At 65.1% G+C, this 21,483-nt stretch carries 21 protein-coding genes; 16 read left to right on the plus strand and 5 right to left on the minus strand.

Annotated features, from left to right (window positions below):
• Nucleotides 1–3 precede the first annotated feature (3 nt).
• The gene (gene ilvA / locus BC358_RS16865; RefSeq protein ID WP_079366736.1) at nucleotides 4–1,608 is read right to left on the minus strand and encodes a threonine ammonia-lyase, biosynthetic; all 1,605 of its coding nucleotides are present in this window, start codon (nucleotides 1,606–1,608) and stop codon (nucleotides 4–6) included.
• Between the two features lie 228 nt (nucleotides 1,609–1,836).
• Between ilvA and BC358_RS16870 the strand changes: the two genes are divergently transcribed.
• On the plus strand, nucleotides 1,837–2,286 hold the full coding sequence (locus BC358_RS16870) for an OsmC family protein (RefSeq protein WP_066152668.1): 450 nt from the start codon (nucleotides 1,837–1,839) through the stop codon (nucleotides 2,284–2,286).
• A gap of 17 nt (nucleotides 2,287–2,303) precedes the next feature.
• Here the strand turns inward: BC358_RS16870 and coq7 are convergent, their stop codons facing one another.
• Nucleotides 2,304–2,957: a 2-polyprenyl-3-methyl-6-methoxy-1,4-benzoquinone monooxygenase gene (gene coq7 / locus BC358_RS16875; RefSeq protein ID WP_079366737.1), complete on the minus strand. Its 654-nt coding sequence runs from the start codon at nucleotides 2,955–2,957 to the stop codon at nucleotides 2,304–2,306.
• Between the two features lie 227 nt (nucleotides 2,958–3,184).
• On the opposite strand from coq7, the gene BC358_RS16880 reads away from it, so the two are divergent.
• Together BC358_RS16880 and BC358_RS16885 are read left to right on the plus strand one after the other, a co-directional pair.
• Complete coding sequence (locus BC358_RS16880) at nucleotides 3,185–4,150, plus strand: porin (RefSeq protein ID WP_066152675.1); 966 nt, start codon at nucleotides 3,185–3,187, stop codon at nucleotides 4,148–4,150.
• A 236-nt stretch (nucleotides 4,151–4,386) separates the two neighbouring features.
• On the plus strand, nucleotides 4,387–5,307 hold the full coding sequence (locus BC358_RS16885) for a porin (RefSeq protein WP_066152678.1): 921 nt from the start codon (nucleotides 4,387–4,389) through the stop codon (nucleotides 5,305–5,307).
• 81 nt (nucleotides 5,308–5,388) lie between these two features.
• Here the strand turns inward: BC358_RS16885 and BC358_RS16890 are convergent, their stop codons facing one another.
• On the minus strand, nucleotides 5,389–5,718 hold the full coding sequence (locus BC358_RS16890) for a helix-hairpin-helix domain-containing protein (RefSeq protein ID WP_066152681.1): 330 nt from the start codon (nucleotides 5,716–5,718) through the stop codon (nucleotides 5,389–5,391).
• Nucleotides 5,719–5,921: 203 nt separating this feature from the next.
• Here BC358_RS16890 and BC358_RS16895 point away from each other — a divergent pair, with 203 nt between their 5' ends.
• The 8 genes from BC358_RS16895 (at nucleotide 5,922) to BC358_RS16930 (ending at nucleotide 14,267) form a co-directional block, all read left to right on the plus strand.
• Entirely contained in the window at nucleotides 5,922–6,710 is a 789-nt protein-coding gene (locus tag BC358_RS16895) for a DUF3047 domain-containing protein (protein WP_079366837.1), read from the plus strand.
• Between the two features lie 143 nt (nucleotides 6,711–6,853).
• A complete protein-coding gene (locus BC358_RS16900) occupies nucleotides 6,854–7,834 on the plus strand; it encodes an ABC transporter permease (protein WP_079366738.1) in 981 nt (326 codons plus the stop codon).
• Nucleotides 7,834–9,060: a M20 aminoacylase family protein gene (locus BC358_RS16905; protein ID WP_066152687.1), complete on the plus strand. Its 1,227-nt coding sequence runs from the start codon at nucleotides 7,834–7,836 to the stop codon at nucleotides 9,058–9,060. Before BC358_RS16900 ends, BC358_RS16905 begins: the two co-directional genes overlap by 1 nt.
• 28 nt (nucleotides 9,061–9,088) lie before the next feature.
• Nucleotides 9,089–10,660, plus strand: coding sequence for an ABC transporter substrate-binding protein (locus BC358_RS16910; RefSeq protein WP_066152691.1), 1,572 nt, complete (start codon nucleotides 9,089–9,091; stop codon nucleotides 10,658–10,660).
• A gap of 14 nt (nucleotides 10,661–10,674) precedes the next feature.
• Nucleotides 10,675–11,583 (plus strand): ABC transporter permease, encoded by a 909-nt coding sequence (locus BC358_RS16915; protein ID WP_079366838.1) that lies wholly within the window; start codon nucleotides 10,675–10,677, stop codon nucleotides 11,581–11,583.
• Nucleotides 11,580–12,557: an ABC transporter ATP-binding protein gene (locus BC358_RS16920; RefSeq protein ID WP_079366739.1), complete on the plus strand. Its 978-nt coding sequence runs from the start codon at nucleotides 11,580–11,582 to the stop codon at nucleotides 12,555–12,557. Before BC358_RS16915 ends, BC358_RS16920 begins: the two co-directional genes overlap by 4 nt.
• Complete coding sequence (locus BC358_RS16925; protein ID WP_179130097.1) at nucleotides 12,554–13,570, plus strand: ABC transporter ATP-binding protein; 1,017 nt, start codon at nucleotides 12,554–12,556, stop codon at nucleotides 13,568–13,570. The genes BC358_RS16920 and BC358_RS16925 overlap by 4 nt, the downstream gene beginning before the upstream one ends.
• Nucleotides 13,571–13,631: 61 nt before the next feature.
• Nucleotides 13,632–14,267, plus strand: a complete 636-nt coding sequence (locus BC358_RS16930) for a hypothetical protein (RefSeq protein WP_079366741.1) — start codon at nucleotides 13,632–13,634, stop codon at nucleotides 14,265–14,267.
• 10 nt (nucleotides 14,268–14,277) lie between these two features.
• Here the strand turns inward: BC358_RS16930 and BC358_RS16935 are convergent, their stop codons facing one another.
• Nucleotides 14,278–15,126: a MurR/RpiR family transcriptional regulator gene (locus BC358_RS16935; protein WP_066152707.1), complete on the minus strand. Its 849-nt coding sequence runs from the start codon at nucleotides 15,124–15,126 to the stop codon at nucleotides 14,278–14,280.
• 60 nt (nucleotides 15,127–15,186) lie between these two features.
• Here BC358_RS16935 and tal point away from each other — a divergent pair, with 60 nt between their 5' ends.
• Nucleotides 15,187–16,128 (plus strand): transaldolase, encoded by a 942-nt coding sequence (gene tal, locus BC358_RS16940; RefSeq protein WP_079366742.1) that lies wholly within the window; start codon nucleotides 15,187–15,189, stop codon nucleotides 16,126–16,128.
• Here tal and BC358_RS16945 read toward each other — a convergent pair.
• On the minus strand, nucleotides 16,103–17,068 hold the full coding sequence (locus BC358_RS16945) for an aldose 1-epimerase (RefSeq protein ID WP_256861559.1): 966 nt from the start codon (nucleotides 17,066–17,068) through the stop codon (nucleotides 16,103–16,105). The genes tal and BC358_RS16945 overlap by 26 nt on opposite strands.
• Nucleotides 17,069–17,259: 191 nt before the next feature.
• On the opposite strand from BC358_RS16945, the gene xylF reads away from it, so the two are divergent.
• The 4 genes from xylF to BC358_RS16965 all read left to right on the plus strand — a co-directional run bounded on the left by xylF (nucleotide 17,260) and on the right by BC358_RS16965 (nucleotide 21,473).
• On the plus strand, nucleotides 17,260–18,279 hold the full coding sequence (xylF, locus tag BC358_RS16950; RefSeq protein ID WP_079366744.1) for a D-xylose ABC transporter substrate-binding protein: 1,020 nt from the start codon (nucleotides 17,260–17,262) through the stop codon (nucleotides 18,277–18,279).
• Nucleotides 18,280–18,432: 153 nt separating this feature from the next.
• Nucleotides 18,433–19,566 carry a sugar ABC transporter permease gene (locus BC358_RS16955; protein ID WP_079366839.1) on the plus strand — a complete coding sequence of 378 codons (1,134 nt, stop codon included), beginning with the start codon at nucleotides 18,433–18,435 and terminating at the stop codon, nucleotides 19,564–19,566.
• Entirely contained in the window at nucleotides 19,563–20,327 is a 765-nt protein-coding gene (locus BC358_RS16960) for an ATP-binding cassette domain-containing protein (RefSeq protein ID WP_079366745.1), read from the plus strand. Before BC358_RS16955 ends, BC358_RS16960 begins: the two co-directional genes overlap by 4 nt.
• Before the next feature lie 24 nt (nucleotides 20,328–20,351).
• The gene (locus BC358_RS16965; protein WP_066152719.1) at nucleotides 20,352–21,473 is read left to right on the plus strand and encodes an ROK family transcriptional regulator; all 1,122 of its coding nucleotides are present in this window, start codon (nucleotides 20,352–20,354) and stop codon (nucleotides 21,471–21,473) included.
• The last annotated feature ends 10 nt before the right edge of the window (nucleotides 21,474–21,483 follow it).

The following is a 21,483-nucleotide window of genomic DNA, read 5'->3' on the forward strand; positions in this document are numbered from 1 at the left end:
TGCTCAGCTTTTGAGGAACAGTCGATACACCGGGTTGTGGGTTTCTTCCACATAGGGGTAACCCAGGGTTCCCAGAAACTTTGCAAACGCCTTGTCGTCCTTGGGCGGCACCTGCAGCCCGACCAGGATCCGGCCGTAGTCGGCACCCTGGTTGCGGTAGTGGAACAGACTGATGTTCCAGCTTGGACGCATCAGACTCAGGAACTTCAGCAGCGCGCCGGGTCGCTCCGGAAACACGAAGCGCAGCAGGCGTTCATCCTGGGCCAGTGGCGAGTGGCCGCCCACCATGTGCCGGATGTGTTCCTTGGCCAGGTCGTCGTGCGTGAGGTCCAGCGACTCGAAACCCCGTTTGCGGAAGTTGCTGGCGATCTTGGTCGACTCGCCAGGCCCCTGCGTGGTGAGACCAACAAACACATGGGCCACCTTCGCGTCACCAATGCGGTAGTTGAACTCGGTGATGTTGCGCGGGCCTCCGGGCAGTGAGTCGAACGACTCGAGGAAGCGCTTGAAGCTGCCTCGCTCTTCAGGAATGGTGACTGCGAACAGCGCCTCGCGCTCTTCGCCGACTTCCGCCCGCTCGGCGACAAAACGCAGGCGGTCGAAGTTCATGTTGGCACCGCACAGGATGGCGGCGTAGGTCTCGCCCTTGGTCTTGTGCTTCGCCACGTACTGCTTCATGGCCGCCACGGCCATTGCGCCCGACGGCTCGACGATGCTGCGGGTGTCCACGAAGACGTCCTTGATGGCCGCGCAGACCGCGTCGGTGTCCACCACCACGAACTCGTCCACAAGACCGCTGGCAATCCGGAAGGTTTCTTCCCCCACCAGCTTGACCGCGGTGCCGTCTGCAAAGAGGCCGACGTCTCCCAGGGTGACCCGCTCTCCCGCCTGGACGGACTTCAGCATGGCGTCCGAGTCGACCGTCTGAACGCCGATCACCTTGATCTCGGGGCGCACGGCCTTGATGTAGTTGGCCACGCCGGAGATCAGACCTCCTCCGCCAATGGCAACGAACACCGCGTCCAGATGATCCGATCCGAGGCTTTGCAACTGGCGCAGGATTTCCATGGCGATCGTGCCCTGTCCCGCAATCACGTCCGGATCGTCAAAAGGGTGAACGAACGTAAGCCCTTCCTTCTTTTGGATGTGAACCGCATGTCCGTAGGCATCGGAATAGCTGTCGCCGTGGAGCACCACCTCTCCGCCAAAGGAGCGGACTGCATCCACCTTCACCTGGGGTGTGGTGGTGGGCATGACGATCACGGCTCGAGTGCCCAGCTTGTGGGCGCCCAGGGCAACGCCTTGCGCGTGGTTGCCGGCCGAAGCGCAGATCACGCCCTTGCGAAGTTGGTCGGGGGTCAGATGCGCCATCTTGTTGTATGCGCCTCTCAGCTTGAAACTGAATACCGGCTGTTGGTCCTCGCGCTTGAGGAGTACCTTGTTGTGAAGGCGGCGACTGAGGTTGCGGGCCGGTTCCAGTGCAGACTCCACTGCGACGTCGTAGACGCGCGCATTCAGGATTCTGGTGAGGTAGTCCGACGGACTGAGCGGGGCGCTGGTGCGAGGCGCCGGTGCCGCGGCCCTCTTTCTGTTGGATCGTGTGGTCATTGTTTGTCCTGTCCAACGATGATAGCGAGCCGAGGTCGCGAAAAAAAACCCGGACTGGTGGAACCGGTCCGGGTTTGAATCCACCCGTAGAGGGCAGAGGAGACAACCTTCAATACAATGCCGCCATTGTATCGAGAAATGCTGCGGCGCAACACGGTTGAAAGTGTTTTTGCTACCTTTTAGGGAGCTGACTCTCGAACTGTCAGATTTTTCACAACCGACACAGCTATGGAATGCACCGTGACCTGGACCGGCGCCGCCGGTACCCGCTCCCACATGGGATTTGTCGCTGAAACAGGCAGTGGTCACATTTTGGCCATGGACGGCGCCCCGGATGCGGCCAAGCCGGAAAACGGGGGCGCGAATCTGGCGCCCAGGCCCATGGAAACCGTACTGGCCGGTACGGGTGGGTGCACGGCCTACGATGTAGTCCTGATCCTCAAGCGCGGTCGCCATGATGTGCGGGGCTGCAGTGTGAAGCTCACGTCCGAGCGCGCGCCGACCGATCCGAAGGTGTTCACGCGAATCCACATGCATTTCACTGTGACCGGTCGGGCGATTCCTCCTGCTGCCGTGGAACGTGCCATCGCGATGAGCCACGAGAAGTATTGCTCTGCCAGCATCATGTTGGGCAAGACAGCGGAGATCAGCACCAGCTTCGATCTGCTGGAAGCCTGAGTACCCTCTCTTTAGGCTCAGAACCGGTGAGCCACGGTGGTCATCACCTTCGCTGCAGTCTTCATGAGCAGCTTGACAGGCAAGGGAAGTTCCACGGCGCCGGCATGCTGTGCTTCCCGGGCATGCCTGGCTTCATCGGCCTGCATCTGGGCCACGATGGCTCTTGATGCGTGGTCCGAGATGGGCAGCCGGTCCATGTGAGAGACCAGGTGATCCTCGACCTGCCGCTCGGTTTCGACCACAAACCCAAGGCTGACGCCGGCCCCCATCCGTCCAGCGAGCAGACCGATTCCGAACGCTCCTGCATACCACAGGGGGTTGAGGATAGACGGGTGGGCGCCCAGTTCATCCAGTCGGTCCCGGGTCCAGGCCAGGTGGTCTGTCTCCTCCCGTCCTGCTGCTTCCAGCTGTTGCGCCAGCCGTTCTCGTTGCGGATGGGTGCTGCTGCGCGCAGCCATGGCCTGAGCGGTGTAAAGCGCTTGGGCGCAGACCTCGCCGACGTGATTCACGCGCATCAGCGCACCAGATGTCGCCTTGTCCTCCGCACTCAGGTGGGTGTGCGGAGATTCAGCCACAGTGTTGCAAGGTCGAGTCGCGCGCGGCCTGGCAAAAAGGGTTCGCAAAGCAGTGTCGGCAGCAACCAGAAGAGAGTCCATGGATTTGGCAGTCATGAAAAATGGCAAATTGATTGTCGCTCGATGCATTAAAGGCGGTGATTACTATTGTTCTAGGTAGTCACCCGAGGAAGGGCTTTTCCTTGTTGTCCATGAACGACAAACACCCCTGAAAGCTTTGCACCCCCCGAGCCCTTCTGGTGCAATGAAGACACTTCCAGTAACGGAGGTTGGCTCGGAGGCTCAGACCGCCGGCCCATTCATCAACCTTGGAGATACCCTCAATGAAAAAGACCCTGATTGCTCTGGCCGCTGTGGCTGCCACCGGCGTTGCATTCGCTCAGTCCTCCGTGACGATTTACGGCAAGGTGGAAGCCGGTCTGCAGAAGATGAACGGCGACTCGCTGAAGATGACCAACATCCACGGCTCGCGTCTGGGTTTCCGCGGTGCTGAAGACCTCGGCGGCGGTCTGCAAGCCAAGTTCCAGATTGAGCACCGTTTCAGCCCCGACACGGGCATGGATGCAACTTACAGCCCGGGTGGCACCAATCCCACGACCGGTGTCGTGACTCCCGCTTCGTCGACTTTCTGGAACGGTATGTCCACGGTTGGTCTGGCCGGTTCCTTCGGTGAAATCCGTCTGGGCCGCTACTACAGCGCGAACTTCCTGGGCGCCAACAACAAGCCCGACCCCTTCGGTGGTGATGGCGCCGGTGCACTGCGTGGTATCGGTATGCAGACGACCCACGTCCGTACCGCCAACATCATCCACTACAGTGGCAGCTTCAGTGGTGTGAACGTCGCCGTGTCGACCGGTCTGAAGGAAGGCGCAGCCAAGGCCCACAACAGCTTTGCCGTCGGATACGCCAATGGTCCTCTGGACGTGGGCGTCGGTGCCGACAAGGATGCTGGCAGCGATGTGACCAACGCCTATGCCACTTATGATCTGGGCGTTGCCAAGTTGGCGTTTGGCCTGGGCAACAAGAAGACCGCCGCTGGCGTGAAGACCGAAGGCCTGCTGTTCGGTGCCACGATCCCTGCGGGTCCTGGCAAGGTGCTGGTCGGTGTTGCTCAAGCCAAGAACAAAACCACCGATACCACCACCAACCAGAAGGTTGGTCTGGGTTACTACTACCCTCTGAGCAAGCGCACTGCGCTGGAATTCACCTACGGTCGTGACAGCAAGGCCAAGACCGCCACCGGCAAGAACGTGGGCGGCGCCGACTTCACTCTGCACCACAATTTCTGATCGTCTGCCGGCGAAAGCCGGTTGATGTAAGGAGAATCAAAGCCTGTCTTGGGAACAAGACAGGCTTTTTTTGCTCCTACCCGCGACCTTCGGTATGGGGATGTCGGCGTGTCGCCAAAATCCAACGGCATGCTATCTTTTTACGGGTTTTCCCTCGAAGTGCGGGATGGCTCGCGCTACCATGAAGTGTCAGTTTCTCAACCGGGCTGTAAAGCCCAGCATTAAAGGATGTTGATATGAAGAAATCTCTGATTGCTCTCGCCGTTCTGGGTTCGGTGGCCGGCGTGGCCCAGGCCCAGTCCTCCGTCAGCGTTTACGGCATTGCCGACGCTGTGCTGCACAAGGACAAGGATGCGTCCGCTGCTCTGACCTCGGGTGGTGTGAGCGGTAGCCGTCTGGGCTTTAAGGGCACGGAAGACCTGGGTGGTGGCCTGAAGGCCAACTTCCTGCTGGAGCACGGCTTCAAGATCGACACCGGCAAGCAAGGCGAAGAAGGTTCTTCGTTCAACCGTCAAGCCTATGTTGGCCTGTCCGGTGGCTTCGGTGAGTTCAAGCTGGGCCGCATCTGGACCGCCTATGACGACATCTCTGGCGCTACCAATCCGGTGTTCGACTCCGTTCTGTCGCCCAACAACTCTGTGTGGGCCAGCGTTGGCTACGCTGCCAATCCGTCCAACGGTATTTACTACGCTACGCCGGCAATGGGCGGCGTCAGCGGTGCTTTCAGCACCAACCTGAAGGAAGGTTCGGACAACCAGTCCAACGCTTTCCACGTCAAGTACGAAGGTGGCCCGGTGTACGCTGGCGTCGCTTACCAAGTGGACAAGACCGCCGCTGGCGACACCAAGTTCACCCGCGTGAACGGCTCCTATGATCTGGGCGCTGCCAAGCTGCTGGCTGGCTACGGCAACGTGAAGGCCGGTAGCGTCAAGACCACCGACCTGTCCTTCGGCGCCGACGTGCCGCTGGGTGCCAATCTGGTGCTGTCTGCTGGTTACGCTTCCTCCAAGACCGACGGTGCTGAGCGCCTGTCCGGCCTGGGTCTGGGCGTTGCCTACTCGCTGTCCAAGCGCACCACCGTTTACGGCGGTTTCCTGGACACGAAGAACACCGGTCCCGACACCCGCTACGGCTTTGGTCTGAAGCACACCTTCTGATGACGGCGGCCTCGGCCGCTTGATTCCGAAAGTTGAAAAGCCACTTGGCATTGCCAAGTGGCTTTTTTTGTTCTTGGTTGTTTATTGCTTGGAAGTGGACGCAGGCGTCGTTCCGGGCTTGACGGATTTGTCGGTTGCTGCGACGGGTTTGAAGGCCTCGCCGTTCACCGTGAGACCTTCTGCGGACAGCTTGGCTGCGCGTTTCTCACCGATGCCAGGCATGCGTTCGATCAAGTCCGCCCAGTCCTTGAACTTGCCGTTCTTGCGGACTTCGAGAATCTTGGTCGAGGTGCCTGGGCCGATGCCCTTGATGCTGTCCAAATCGGCAGGATTGGCGGTGTTGACGTCCACGGCTGCGAACGATGTGGCTGTGAACGCCGCGATGAATAGGGACAACAGCTTTTTGTACATGGGTTCCTCCTGAAAAGTGAAAGTGACAGCGGTGAACGTGGGCGCATTGGCGGATCCACGGCGAAAAATGTATCGAATGCCCTGGTTTTTGACTTCCCCAGAGAGGGGTACGCGCAGGTCAGAAACGATAGACTGCAAACTAGCTACTTTTTGTCGCAAGAATCAACGTCTGCGGGGTATGGATGGGCGGCTTAGTGAAAAACATGCTGATCAGGGCATTGCCGGCCGCGACTGCCTTGGTGCTTGCTGCCTGCGCTGCGAAGGCGCCACAGCTCGAAGAGACGGGCGAAGCTTCTACCGGTGGGTTAAAGCCTGATGTGGGATTGCATCAGCAGGCCGAGTGGCGGGCCACTGTCGATGAGCTGCTGAAAACCCCGCCCGGTGGAGATGCCTGGCAGCCCTTTCTGTTACCGGGGAAGCGTTTTGCCGCTTTTGAGGTGGCCGGGCAAGCAGGGAGCGCAGCGCTGTCGGTGAGTGCCTACGGTTCTGTCAGCATTCTGCGCAAGCGCTTCGACAAAGCGTTGCCCGAGGTCGACCGGATTGCGTTTTCATGGAAGGTCGATGGTCTCCCCGACAAGGCGCGCCTGGGCGAGGCGGGCAAGGACGATGCGCCTGTCCGGATTCTGCTGTCGTTCGACGGCGACCGCAGCAAGTGGACAGGGCGCAACCATCGCATTTCCGAAATGAGTCGTCTGCTCACGGGGGAAGAGTTGCCCTATGCCACGCTGATGTACGTCTGGGCGAACCACGATGCCCCAGAGACGGTCATCGTCAACGCACGAACTGACCGTATCCGCAAGGTGGTGGTGGAGAGCGGTGCGCAGCAGGTGGGCCACTGGCGGGACTATCAAAGAAACATCCGAGCAGATTTTTTCCGGGCCTTCGGAGAGGAGCCTGGACCTTTGCGGGCGGTTGCCATCATGACCGACACCGACAACACCCAGTCCAGCTTGCGTGCCTGGTATGGCCGCATGACCCTCACCGCTCGCTGAGTCTTGTGGCATCCTGCTCAGGCGCTCCATAGGGTTAGCACGCTTGGGTGGCTGGAACAGTTGTTGCAAAGTCTTCGTGCGTTCTGCGGCTGCCCTTTGTGGGTGCGGCCAATGTCCCAGCCGAGCGTCTCAGATCGTCATTCATGCTTGCATTTGTTTTACGACGCATGGCCCAGGCGGTGCTCGTCATGGTCAGCGTGGCGTTCATCGCCTTCATGCTGTTTCAGTACGTGGGTGATCCGGTGGTGTTTCTGCTGGGCCAGGACGCCACGCCGGAGCAGATCAGGAACCTCCGCGCCGATCTCGGGCTGGACCAGCCCGTGGTGGTGCAGTTCTGGCACTTTCTGGTCAACGCGGCGCAGGGTGAATTTGGCATCAGCCTGCGCCAGGGGGCCAAGGTCTCGCGCCTGATCGCCGAGCGCCTGCCTGCCACGGTGGAACTGGCGATGGTGGCCGCCGTGCTCGCCTTGCTTCTGGGCATCCCGATGGGTGTGTATGCGGCCCTGAAGCGCGGCACCTTTGTGAGCCAGCTGCTCATGACCGTCTCGCTGCTCGGGGTGTCCCTGCCAACGTTCCTGATCGGCATCCTGCTGATCCTGGTGTTCGCTGTGAACCTGGGCTGGTTTCCGAGCTTTGGCCGCGGTGATGTGGTCCAGCTCGGATGGTGGAGCAGCGGGCTGCTCACCGCCAAAGGATGGCACCACATCGTCCTGCCGGCACTGACCCTGGCGATCTTCCAGCTCACGCTGATCATGCGGCTGGTCCGGGCGGAGATGCTGGAGGTGCTGCGCACCGACTACATCAAGTTCGCCCGTGCCCGCGGACTGACCAACCGGGCGGTGCATTTCGGCCACGCGTTGAAGAACACGCTGGTGCCCGTGATGACCATCACCGGCCTGCAGCTCGGGGGGCTGATTGCCTTTGCCATCATCACCGAAACGGTGTTCCAGTGGCCGGGCATGGGGTTGCTGTTCATCCAGGCCGTGACCTTCGCCGACGTCCCCGTAATGGCGGCCTATCTCTGCCTGATCGCATTGATCTTTGTCGTGATCAATCTGGTGGTGGATCTGCTCTATTTCGCTGTTGATCCCCGTTTGCGCATTGAAAGGGCCGGAGCCCACTGATGATCCCCCACACCTCCCGCATCCGTGCCCATGGCCGCGCGTTCGCCCACATCGCTGCCCTGCACCCTGAACTGACGGCGCTGCGCCGCGAGCTGCACGCCCACCCGGAACTCGGTTTCGAGGAGCACTACACCGCCCGGCGGGTGGTCGAGTCCCTCAAGATCTGCGGCGTGGACGAGATCCACACACAGATCGGCAAGACCGGCGTGGTGGCGTTGATCCACGGAAGCCGCCGGGACAGCGGTCGGATGATCGGATTGCGCGCCGACATGGACGCGTTGCCGATGACCGAACTCAACGATTTCGCCTGGAAGTCGACCCGGGCAGGCTTGATGCACGGCTGCGGGCACGACGGGCACACCGCCATGCTGATCGGTGCAGCGCGCTACCTGGCCGAGACCCGGCGCTTCAACGGCACGGCGGTCCTGATCTTCCAACCGGGCGAAGAAGGCTTCGCCGGCGCAAAGGCCATGATCGAAGACGGACTGTTCGAGCGCTTCCCGGTGCAGTCGGTCTATGCCATGCACAACTGGCCGCAGATGCGGCCCGGCACTGTGGGCGTGAACCCAGGGCCGATGATGGCCGCGGCCGACCGCATCACCATCGAAGTCACCGGCAAGGGCGGACACGGTGCGCACCCCTACCTCACGGTGGACCCGGTGCTGGTGTCGGCCCACATCATCACGGCCGTGCAGAGCATCGTCTCGCGCAACGTGAGGGCCATCGACAACGCGGTCATCAGCCTGTGCTCCATGCAGGCAGGAGATCCCGGGGCCTTCAGCGTGGTGCCGGGAAAGGCGACGATGGTCGGCACGGTCCGCACCTTCAGCCCCGAGATCCAGTCGCTGGTCGAGCGGCGGCTGAACGAGGTGTGTTCCGGGGTGGCGCTGGGTCTGGGCGCTTCGGCGCATGTCCGCTACGAGCGCATCTATCCCGCCACCATCAATACGCCCGACGAGGCCCGGTTCGCCACCCGCGTGGCGCGCGATCTGGTGGGTGATGAGCACGTGGACGCGGAAATGGACCCCAGCATGGGCGCCGAGGACTTCTCCTTCATGCTGCAGGTCAAACCGGGCGCCTACCTGCGGCTGGGGCAGGGCGGGGAGGGCAGCTGCTTCCTGCACAACAGCCGCTACGATTTCAACGACGAGGTGCTGCCGCTGGGTGCGGCCCTGCACGCCAGCCTGATCGAACAGGGCATGCCCCTGTCCGAAGAGTCCCCCTGAGCTTTCATCCAACCGACCAGGAGAAACCATGAACTTCAAGCATTCGCTGATCACCTCCATCGCTCTGGCCGCCATCGCGGGCACGGCGGTGGCGCAGACGGTGCGCATTGGCAACCAGGGCGACGCCTTGTCGATGGACCCGCACTCGCTCAACGAGTCCCTGCAACTGAGCGTCACGGGCAATGTCTACGAAGGGCTCGTGGCCCGCGACAAGGACCTCAGGCTGGTGCCGGCGCTGGCCACCAGCTGGAAGCAGACCTCGCCAACCGTGTGGCGCTTCGAACTGCGCAAGGGCGTCAAGTTCCATGACGGCAAGCCGTTCACGGCCGACGATGTGCTGTTCTCCTTTGCCCGCGCAGCGGGCGAAGGCTCGGACATGCAGAGCTACACCAACGACTTCAAGCAAGTGCGCAAGGTGGGCGATTCCGCGATCGAGATCGAGACGAAGACGCCTTTCCCCATCCTGCCCGACCTGCTGGCGCTGGTCTACATCATGAGCAAGCCGTGGGCCGAGGAGAACCAGGCCACCCGGCCGGTGGACCGCCGCAAGGGCATCGAGAACGCGGCCTCCTTCCGCTCCAACGGCACCGGCCCGTACCGCCTGCGCGAGCGCCAGCCCAACGTCAAGACCAGCTTCGTCCGCAACGGCAGCTACTGGGGCAAGATCGAAGGTAACGTGGTGAACGTGGAGTACACGCCGATCGGCAACGACGCCACCCGCGTGGCCGCCCTGCTGTCCGGGCAGGTGGACGTGATCGAGCCGGTGCCGCTGCAGGACGTGGCGCGCATCAACGCCAGCGGCAAGTCCAAGGTGCTGCAGGGGCCTGAGCTGCGCACCATCTTCCTCGGCATGGACCAGAAGCGCGACGAGCTGCTGTACTCCAGCGTGAAGGGTAAGAACCCGTTCAAGGACAAGCGCGTGCGCCAGGCTTTCTACCAGGCCATCGACATCAACACCATCCAGCGCGTGGTGATGCGGGGCGCCTCCAAGCCCACGGCGCTGATGGTCGGCCCCGGCATCAACGGCTTTGACGCCGCGATGAACACCCGCCTGCCCTACGACCCCGACGCCGCCAGGAAGCTGCTGGCCGACGCCGGCTACCCCAACGGCTTCGAGGTGGGCATGAACTGCCCGAACGACCGCTATGTGAACGACGGCGACATCTGCCAGGCGGTGGCCGCGAACCTCGCGAAGATCGGCGTGAAGGTGAACCTGCAGGCCGAGACCAAGGGCACCTACTTCCCCAAGATCCTCAAGCGCGACACCAGCTTCTATCTGCTGGGCTGGACGCCGGGCACCTACGACTCGCACAACGCGCTGAACGCGCTGATGCGCTGCGTCGACGACAAGGGCAGTGGCCAGTTCAACCTTGGCTCCTACTGCAACCCGAAGGTGGACGAGCTGACGTTGAAGATCCAGTCGGAGACCGACAAGCCCAAGCGCGACGCGATGATCAAGGAGGCCTTCAAGCTGCACGCCGACGATGTCGGCCATCTGCCGCTGCACCAGCAGGCCCTGGCCTGGGGCGTGGCCAGCAACGTGCAGCTGGTCCAGCTAGCGGACAACTTCATGCCGTTTCGCTTCATGTCGGTGAAGTGATCGGCTGAGCCTTGATCGCCGCCCTTCGACGCTGGCTCGACGGCGACGTCGGCCACAGTTTCCGCTCGTCGCCCACCGCCATGGTGGCGGCGCTGATCGCCTTCGCCTGCGTGTTCTGTGCGGCGTTCGCCCCCTGGGTGGCGCCGCACAACCCGTTCGACCTGGCGACGCTGGAGCTGAGCAACGCGCGCCTGCCGCCGGCCTGGATGGAGGGCGGAAATCCCGCCTTCCTGCTGGGCACGGAGGACCAGGGGCGCGACATCCTGTCCGCGCTGATGTACGGCGCGCGCATCTCGCTGGCGGTGGGACTGACCTCGGTCATGCTGTCGGTGCTGATCGGGGTGGTGCTGGGGCTGCTGGCCGGCTTCCTCGGCGGCTGGGTGGACGCCTTCCTGATGCGCCTGTGCGACGTGATGCTGTCCTTCCCACCGATCCTGGTGGCGCTGCTGATCGCGGGGGTGGGCCGGGCGCTGTTTCCCAACTCGCAGGACGAGCTCGCGTTCGGTGTGCTGGTGCTGGCCATCACGCTGACGGGCTGGGTGCAGTACGCACGCACGGTGCGCGGCTCCACGCTGGTGGAGCGCAACAAGGAGTATGTGCAGGCCGCCCGCGTGACCGGCGTGCCGCCGCTGCGCATCATGCGCCGGCACGTACTGCCCAATGTGATGGGGCCGGTGCTGGTGCTGGCGACCATCCAGGTGGCTACCGCCATCATCATCGAGGCCACGCTGTCCTTCCTCGGTGTCGGCGCACCCATCACCGCGCCCTCTCTGGGCACGCTGATCCGCGTCGGCAACGACTACCTGTTCTCGGGCGAGTGGTGGATCACCGTGTTCCCCGGCGCCATGCTGGTGCTGATCGCGCTCTCGGTGAACCTGCTGGGCGACTGGCTGCGCGACGCCCTCAATCCCAAACTGCGATGAGCCTGCTGCAAGTCAAGAACCTGGTCGTCGAGTTCCCGCACCGCCGCGGCACGCTGCGGGCGCTGGACGACATTTCCTTCGACATCGCGCCGGGCGAGATCCTGGGCGTGGTGGGCGAATCGGGCGCGGGCAAGTCGCTCACGGGCGCGTCCATCATCGGCCTGCTGGAGCCGCCGGGGCGCATCGCGGGCGGCGAGATCCTGCTGGAGGGCCGACGCATCGACGACCTGCCCTTCGCCGAACTGCGCAAGGTGCGCGGGCGGCAGATCGGGGCCATTTTCCAGGACCCGCTGACCTCGCTGAATCCGCTGTACACCGTGGGCCGTCAGCTGACCGAAACCATCCGCACCCACCTGCCCGTGGGCCAGGCCGAGGCGCGCGAGCGGGCGATCCAGCTGCTGCGCGACACGGGCATCCCGGCGGCCGAGCAGCGCATCGACCACCACCCACACCAGTTTTCCGGCGGCATGCGCCAGCGGGTGGTGATTGCGCTCGCGCTGGCAGCCGAGCCCAAGCTCATCGTCGCCGACGAACCGACGACCGCGCTGGACGTGTCGATCCAGGCGCAGATCATCACCCTGCTCAAGCGCATCTGCAGCGAGCGCGGCGCCGCGGTGATGCTGATCACGCACGACATGGGCGTGATCGCCGAAACCTGCGACCGTGTGGCCGTGATGTACGCGGGTCGCGTGGCCGAGATCGGGCCGGTGCACGACGTGATCCACCGGCCGTCGCACCCCTACACCGCGGGCCTGATGGCCTGCATTCCCGACATGACCCAGGACCGCGAGCGCCTGCACCAGATCGACGGCGCCATGCCGCGGCTCAACGCCATTCCGGCCGGCTGTGCTTTCCACCCGCGCTGCGACCGCGCGTTCGACCGCTGCCACGCGCAGCGGCCCGAGCTGATGCCGGCCGGGACGACGCGGGCAGCCTGCTGGCTGCACGCAGGCACCACGGGAGGCGCGTCGTGAGCGATGCCATTGCTGCGCAGCCCCTGGTGCGCGCCACCGACCTGGCCAAGACCTTCGATGTCTCGGCACCCTGGCTCAACCGCGTGCTGGAGCGGCGCCCGCGCCAGCTGTTGCGCGCGGTGGACGGGGTGAGCTTCGACATCCAGCGTGGCCAGACGCTGGCGCTGGTGGGCGAATCGGGCTGCGGCAAGAGCACGGTGGCCCGCCTGCTGGTGGGCCTCTACGCGCCGACGCGCGGAGGCTTCCAGTTCGACGGGCAGGACGCGCACGCGGCGTTCAAGACACCGCAGGGGCGCCAGCTGCGCCGCCGCATCCAGATGATCTTTCAGGACCCGTACGCCAGCCTGAACCCGCGCTGGCGTGTGCAGGACATCGTGGCCGAACCGCTGGTCGAACACGGCCTGCTGTCGGGTGCTGGCGAGCTGCGCGAGCGGGTGGGCGAGCTGCTGCAGTCGGTGGGGTTGTCGCCGCTGGACGCGGTCAAGTTTCCGCACCAGTTCTCAGGCGGGCAGCGCCAGCGCATCTCGATTGCGCGCGCCCTGGCCACGCACCCGGAGTTCCTGGTCTGCGACGAGCCGACCTCGGCGCTGGACGTGAGCGTGCAGGCGCAGGTGCTCAACATCATGAAGGACCTGCAGCGGCAGCAGGGTCTGACCTACCTGTTCATCAGCCACAACCTAGCGGTGGTGCGGCATGTGAGCGACCAGGTGGGGGTGATGTACCTCGGGCGGCTGGTGGAACTGGCGGACAAGCACACGCTGTTCGACAACCCACGGCATCCGTACACGCGCATGCTGCTGGACGCGATCCCCAAGATCCACGACACCGGCAAGGCTCGCACGCCGGTGCAGGGCGAGGTGCCGAATCCGCTGGACCCTCCGGCCGGGTGTGCGTTCAATCCGCGCTGTCCGCATGCGAACGAGCGCTGCCGGGTTGAACGGCCGGTGCTGCTGGACTTCGGTGGTGCCCGTGTGGCCTGCCACGCGGTGGAAGAGGGGCGGATTTCCGGCTAGGACTTGAGCCGCTGGGGGCTTTGTCCTACAGTGGGCCACGCGTTTTTGATCAGGAGGTCCCATGCTGCTGAGACATCTTCTGTTTGGATTCCTGGCCTGGCCCGTGGTGGTTCTGGCGCAGTCGGACGGCAACGCCGGGCCCTCGGTCAAAGTGGGCGATGTCTCGGTTTACGTGGTCAACAACCGCAGCGACAACAAGCAGTCGGAAGAGACGGTCACGGTCACTTCGGTGGAGGGAGGGCAGATCAAGACGAAGCACGTTCGTCCGGACCGCAATCCTCCGGAGCTCGAAGGTGTGACCAACCTTGATCTGAATCCGCTGGTCTCAGGCGCTTCCGGAACCAGGTTCGAGCCGGCCATCGAAATCTACCGGTTTCCCTTGAAGGTGGGCGATTCCTGGAAGACCCGCTCTGAGGCGGTGGGACTGGCAGGAAGCCGCTCCCGCTCCGAACTGGAAGTCAAGGTGGTGGCGCAGGAGAAAGTCGCGACGCCCGGTGGAGAGTTCGATGCCTTCCGCATCGAGTCGAACGGCTGGATCAATGGAGTCAGCTGGCAAGGTGCAATCCGCGTGTCCCAGACCATCTGGTTCGCACCTTCCATTGGGCGTGCGGTCAAGTCCGACTACAAGGACTACCGCAACAGCAGCCTGAACACCAGCACCTTGACGGAGCTGAAGTCGCACAAGCCGGCACCCTGACGGGCTGGGCTCAGGCGTAGCGCTTGCTGCGCAGGTTGTTCTTCATTTCCTTGAGCAACGGCTGCAGCTTGTTGCCGCCGATGCGCAGCGCCAGACAGGTGGCGACCACGTCGATCACCATCAGGTGCATCAGGCGCGAGGTCATGGGGCTGTAGCGGTCGTAGCCCTCGGGGTGGTCGGCGGCCAGGTGGATGTGGCCGGCGGTGGCCAGGGGCGAGCCGCTGGCGGTGACGGTGATGACCGTGGCGCCGTGCTTGCGCGCGATGTCGGCCGCGTCCATCAGGTCGCGCGTGCGGCCCGAGTTGGAGACGATCACCAGGCAGTCGCCCGGGCCCAGCAGCGAGGCGCTCATCACCTGCATGTGGCCGTCGCTGTAGGCGATGGCGTTGATGCCCAGGCGGAAGAACTTGTGCTGCGCGTCCTGCGCCACGATGCCGGAATTGCCCGCGCCGTAGAACTCGATGCGGCCCTTGTTCTTGTAGGTGGTCAGCAGCGCGTCGACCGCCTTCTCGATCGAGTGCGTCGAGGCGTCGTTGCGGTACTTGAGGAAGGCCGCGACCGTGTTGTCGATCACCTTGACCAGCACGTCGCTGACCTTGTCGTCCACGTCGACGCTGCGATGAATGAAGGGCACGCCTTCGCTCACGGTGCCGGCCAGCTTCAGCTTGAAGTCGGACAGGCCGTCGTAGCCCATGCTGCGGCAGAAGCGCACCACAGTCGGCTTGCTCACATGGGCGCGGTCGGCCAGTTCGGACACGGGCAGGCTGGCGAAGCTGCGCGGGTCGAGCAGCACGAGTTTGCCCACGCGCTGTTCCGCGGGCGCCAGTGAGGGCATGGAGGCTCTGATTCGGTCAAGCATGCGAAAATGGTAACCCAGTTACATCTTTCTGTGAAACCTCGACAACCCTGAGAGAGACCGATGAACCAGCTCGATGCCCTCAAGCAGCTCACCACCGTGGTCGCCGACACCGGTGACTTCAACCAGATCGCCGCCTATTCACCGCGCGACGCGACGACCAACCCGTCGCTGATCCTCAAGGCCGTGCAGAAACCCGAGTACGCGCACCTGCTGCAGGAAACCGTGGCGAAGTACGGGCAGCATGGAACGGACGAGGTGATGAACCGCCTGCTGGTGCGCTTCGGCATCGAGATCCTCAAGCATGTGCCGGGCCGCGTGTCCACTGAAGTGGACGCCCGACTGAGCTTCGACACCGAGGCCACCGTGACGCGCGCGCGCCGCATCATCGACCTCTACCAGGGCGAGGGCGTGCACGTGGACCGCATCCTGATCAAGATCGCCTCGACCTGGGAGGGCATCCAGGCCGCGGCGCGGCTGGAGCGCGACGGTATCCACACCAACCTCACGCTGCTGTTCTCCTTCTGCCAGGCGGTGGCCTGTGGCCAGGCCAAGGTGCAGCTGATCTCCCCGTTCGTCGGCCGCATCTACGACTGGTACAAGAAGCAGGCCGGCGCGAAGTGGGACGAGGCCGCGATGGCCGGCGCCAACGACCCGGGCGTGCAGTCGGTGCGCGCGATCTACAACTTCTACAAGAAGCACGGCATCGCCACCGAGGTGATGGGCGCGAGCTTCCGCAACGTGGGCCAGATCACCGCGCTGGCCGGCTGCGACCTGCTGACCATCAGCCCCGACCTGCTGGCGCAGCTGCAGGCCAGCGAGGCGCCGCTGGCCAAGGCCCTGGACGCTGCCGCGGCCCAGGCCATGGACATCCCGTTCGTGCAGTACGACGAGGCCACCTTCCGTTTCGCGCTGAACGAGGACGCGATGGCCACCGAGAAGCTGGCCGAAGGCATCCGCGCCTTCGTGGCCGACACGATCAAGCTCGAAGCGATGATGCGCTGAGCGCAGGCCCGCCGAGCCGGTGGAAGCGCCACCGCAGGCGCTGGGTCATCGACCCGCCCGGCCCGAGGAGGTGCAGCCCCGGCCGGCCCGGCAGGTGCACCGCGTCGACCGGGTGGCTGACCGGTTCCACGCAGAAGCTCGGCCCGGCCTCGGGCCGGAACAGCAGCAGGCAGCCGTCGCCGGTCGCGGCGGTGTCTTCCACGGTCAGGGCCCAGCCGCTTTCCGGCCATTCGATGCGGGCCAGGCCGTCCCAGCCGGTGAAGGCGTTGTCGATCAGCGACCCGTGGGCATCGATGCCGGCGCTCAGGTCCCAGTCTGGCGGAACGGGCGTGTGCGCCCGGGGCAGGCGGTCGGGGTGGCTGAGCCAGACACCACCCACCCGGGCCTGCACCCGGGTGCCCGGCGTGCGCAGCAGCCAGGGGTGCTGCCCGAGGCCGTAGGGCAGGGGCGCAACGCCCCGGTGGGTCACCGACAGGGTCTGTTCGATGCCGTCGGGCAGCAGCTGATAGCGCTGCGTGGCGATGTAGTCGTAGGGGCTGCCCATGAAGTGGCGCGAGTCCAGCCGCAGCTCGATCTGCCGCTCGTCGTGGGTGACGACGTCCCAGGCCTGCAGCCAGCCCTCGCCGTGGATGGGGCAGGCTTCTCCGGCGCGGTTGGGCGCCAGCGGGTGGAACACGCCGTCCTGCTCGAAACCGCCGCCGCTGATGCGGTTGGACCAGGGCACCAGGGGCAGCGAGGCCACGCTGAACGGGTCGGGGTCGCCAAACCAGGGGCGCCAGAGATGGAACGGCACGTCCGGGTGGCGCGGGTCCGGATCGGCCTGCGGGTGCAGGAACCACGCGGCGGCGCAGCCGCCGAAGCCGGGCACCAGGCCCAGGCGCTGGCGGCCGTCGTCGAGCCAGTGAATGCGCCCCGCGCTTGCTGTCATTGGGAAGGTCATGGTTCATCTTATTAAGTTCAATCATCAAACTATGTCGGGTTTGTCCCAATAGGAGCCAACACAAGGGGTGGCAAATAATTAGTTTGTCGTTCGTACTAAATGGCTGCCGGCGAGGGGGCCAGCGCACGATGTGTCCAAGCAATCCGTTCAATAACCGCGGCCCGAAAGCAGGCCGTTCACTGGAGACAAGGATGAAACTGAAGACAACGTTGACCGCTTTGGCGCTCGGTCTGGCCAGCGCCGGTGCGTTCGCCCAGGTGGTGGGTGTGAGCTGGTCCAACTTCCAGGAAGAGCGCTGGAAGACCGACGAGAAGGCGATCAAGGACCAGCTGGCCAAGCTGGGCGCCAGCTACATCAGCGCCGACGCGGGCGGCTCGCCCGAGAAGCAGCTGTCCGACGTGGACTCCCTGATCGCCAAGGGCGCCAAGGTGCTGATCGTGCTGGCGATGGACAAGGACGCCATCCTGCCCGCCGTCAACAAGGCCGCGCAGCAGAAGATCCCGGTGGTGGCCTACGACCGCCTGATCGAGGCGCCCGGTGTGTTCTACATCACCTTCGACAACGTCGAGGTCGGCCGCATGCAGGCGCGCGCGGTCTTCGAGGCCCAGCCCAAGGGCAACTACGTGATGATCAAGGGCTCGCCCACCGACCCGAACGCCAACTTCCTGCGCGGCGGCCAGCAGGAGGTGCTGGACGCGGCGATCAAGAAGGGCGACATCAAGATCGTGGGCGAGGAGTACACCGACGGCTGGAAGCCGGAAGTGGCGCAGAAGAACATGGAGCAGATCATCACCAAGACCGGCGGCAAGATCGACGCCGTGGTGGCCTCCAACGACGGCACCGCCGGCGGTGTGGTCGCGGCGCTGACCGCCAAGGGCATCAAGGGCATTCCGGTGTCGGGGCAGGACGGCGACCATGCCGCGCTCAACCGCGTGGCCATGGGCTCGCAGACGGTGTCGGTGTGGAAGGACGCACGCGACCTCGGCCGCGACGCCGCCACCGCCGCCGTCTCCCTGGCCAAGGGCCAGAAGGTCGCGGGCGCCGCGGCCTGGGCCGGTGGCGAGAAGAAGGTGTCGCTGCAGGCGCAGTTCCTCAAGCCGGTGCCGATCACGGCCAAGAATCTGGACCTGGTGGTCAAGGCCGGCTGGATCAAGAAGGAAGACCTGTGCAAGGGCGTGGACATGGCCAAGGGTCCGGCCGCCTGCAAATGACCCGGCATTTGAATTTGCGTTTCTCCTGATGGATGGAGGCCCTCGGACCGCGGGCTGGGTTCAGCCCGCGGTCCTTTTTTTCGGCGGAGTGCGTCTGTGAGTCCTGTTCCCAATGTCCTCAGGCAACTGGCCATCGACTGGCGGCTGGTGCTGATGGGGGCGGTCCTGGTGGCCACCGCCATCGTGTTCAACATCCTCTCGGGCGGCCTGTTCCTCTCGCCCGAGAACCTCTACAACATCGCCCAGCAGACGGCGGTGGTCGGCATCGTCGCCACGGTTGTGGTGCTGGTGATCGTGGCGCGCCACATCGATCTCTCGGTGGGTTCGGTGATGGGCTTTGTCGGCGTGCTGATCGCGACGCTGATGTACACCGCCGGCTGGCACTGGGTCGAGGCCTCGCTGGCCGGGCTGGCGGTGGCGATTGCGGTGTCGCTCTACCAGGGCGCGCTGACGGCCATGCTGGGCGTGCCGTCCTTCGTGGTCACGCTGGGCGGGCTGATGTCCTTCCGCGGCGCGGCCTTCCTGGTGGCCGATGGCAAGACGCAGCCGGTCAACGACCTCTTCTTCCAGCGCCTGGGTGGCGGCTTTGACGGCGCCATCGGCGTGCAGGCCAGCTGGGTGCTGGCGGCCGTGCTGGTGGCGGCGCTGGTCCTGCAGACGGCGCTGCGCCGCCGCGCCAAGGCCGCCTACGACGTGCCCAATCCGCCGCTGTGGCTGGACGCCCTGGTGGCGGCGGTGCCGGCGCTGATCGTGGTCGGCTTCGTGGCCACCATGAACGCCTACCAGATCCCGACCAAGGACGCGCCGCAGGGTGTGCCGATCCCGGTGCTGATCTGGGGCAGCGTGGCGCTGGTGCTGTCCTTCATCGTGCACCGCACGCGCTTCGGCCGCTACGTGTTCGCCATGGGCGGCAACCCCGAGGCGGCGGCGCTGGTGGGCATCCCGGTGCGCCGCGTCACGCTGATGGTGTTCGCCCTGCTGGGTGTGCTGATCACCATCGCCGCCATGGTCTCCATCGCGCGGCTGAACGCCGGCACCAACTCGCTGGGCACCGGCATGGAGCTGTACGTGATCGCCGCGGCGGTCATCGGCGGCACGGCGCTGGCCGGCGGCAGCGGTTCCATCCTAGGCTCGGTGCTGGGCGCGCTGATCATGCAGAGCATCGACAGCGGCCTGCTGCTGCTGGACATCTCCATCGGCCTTCGCTACGTGATCATCGGCCAGGTGCTGATCGCCGCCGTGGTGTTCGACGTGGTCTACCGCCGCCTCACCGGAGACCTGTCATGAACGCGCCACTGGTCGAAATGCGCCAGATCGGCAAGTCCTTCGGCGGCGTGCGCGCGGTCGACGATGTGAGCCTGAACCTCTACCCGGGCGAGGTCGTGGCCCTGCTCGGTCACAACGGCGCCGGCAAGTCCACGCTGATGAAGATGCTGGCCGGGGCCTACCCGATCGACAGCGGCGAAGTGCGGATCAACGGCGAGAAGGCCCACATCCGCACACCGGTCGACGCGCAGCGCTGCGGCATCGAGTCGATCTACCAGACCCTGGCCCTGGCCGACAACCTCGACGCCGTGGCCAACCTGTTCCTCGGCCGCGAGCTGCTCACGCGCTGGAACACCCTGGACGACCACCGCATGGACGCCGAGGCGCGCAAGGTGTTCCACCGCCTCAACAAGAACTTCAAGAACGTGCGCACGCCGGTGCGCCGCCTCTCGGGCGGGCAGCGCCAGGTGGTGGCGATCTCGCGCGCGATCTACTTCAACGCCCGCATCCTGATCATGGACGAGCCCACCGCGGCGCTCGGGCCGGAGGAGACCGCGATGGTCGGCAACCTGGTGCGCCAGCTCAAGGCCGAGGGCGTGGGCATCTTCCTGATCACCCACGACATGCCCGACGTGTTCGGCCTCAGCGACCGGCTGGCGGTGATGAAGAACGGCCGCCTGGTGGGTGCCTACCGCACCGCCGACGTCAATGAGGACGAGGTGTTGGGCATGATCATCGCGGGCAAACAACCTGAAGGAAAGGCGCAGACCCACAGCCTCTGAGGCCTGCGCGCTCCCGCACACCGAATGAAAACCACCGGCGACCAGCAACTTGTCAAACGCATCAACCGCAGCGTGCTGCTGAGGCTGCTGCGGCGGCGCAGCGGCCTTTCACGCGCCCAGCTCGCGCAGGAGAGCGGCCTGACCAAGTCGACGGTCAGCCTGCTGGTGCGCGAGCTGATCGACGAGGGCTGGGTCACCGAGACCGGCCCGGCCGCCGCGCATGGCCTGGGCCGGCCGTCGACACCGCTGCAGCTGGACGGCAGCCGCCGCGCCATGATCGGTGTGGAAATCGCGGTCGAGTCGCTGCGCGTGGTGGGCGTGTCGCTCACCGGCGAGGTGCTGTGGTCCGTCGAAGAAGCGCTGGCCGAGCACGAGCCGGCGGCGGTGTGCCGCCAGGTGGCGCAGCTGGTGGTGCGCGCGCACGCCGCGCTGGCGGCGCGGCCGGTGCTGGTCTCGGGCGTGGGCATCGGCCTGCCCGGCGCCTTCGACGAAGCCAGCGGCACCGTGCGCTTCGCGCCCAACCTGGGCTGGCGCAACGTGTCCTTCCTGCCGCTGATCACGCGCGCCCTGGCCGAGGCGGGCTGCCCGCCGGTGGCGGTGCATGTGCAGAACGAGGCCGACACCGCCGCGCTCAGCGAATACGAGTTCACCGACGGTGACGCGAAGGACTCGCTGATCTTCGTCACCTGCGGCGTCGGCGTGGGCGCCGGCATCGTGCTCAACGACCGCCTGTTCACCGGCCTGCAGGGCATGGCCGGCGAAATCGGCCACAGCATCCTGCAGATCGACGGCCCGGCCTGTTCCTGCGGCCGCCGGGGCTGCGCCGAAACCTTTTTCGGCGCGCGGGCCCTGGGCCAGCTGCCCGACCCGGCGCGTGGCGGCGTGTTCCTGGGGGTGGTGCTGCAGAACCTCTGGACCACCTTCAACCCGGGGGCCCTGGTGGTCGGCGGACCGTCCTGCGAACGGCACCCGGACATCGTGCGCACCGCGCGCGACACGCTCGACGCCTACGCCACCAGCGCGGGCGTGGCACCGCCGCCGGTGCGGCCGGCGCGCTACGGTCTGCTGGCCTCGGCCGTCGGCGCCGCCGCCCTGGTGCTGCACCACGAGCTGCGACCCATGCACGCCCCCTCCCTCATTCACTGAGCTTCACACA

It is taken from the genome of Hydrogenophaga sp. H7, assembly GCF_002025745.1.
GTDB lineage: Bacteria > Pseudomonadota > Gammaproteobacteria > Burkholderiales > Burkholderiaceae_C > Hydrogenophaga > Hydrogenophaga pseudoflava.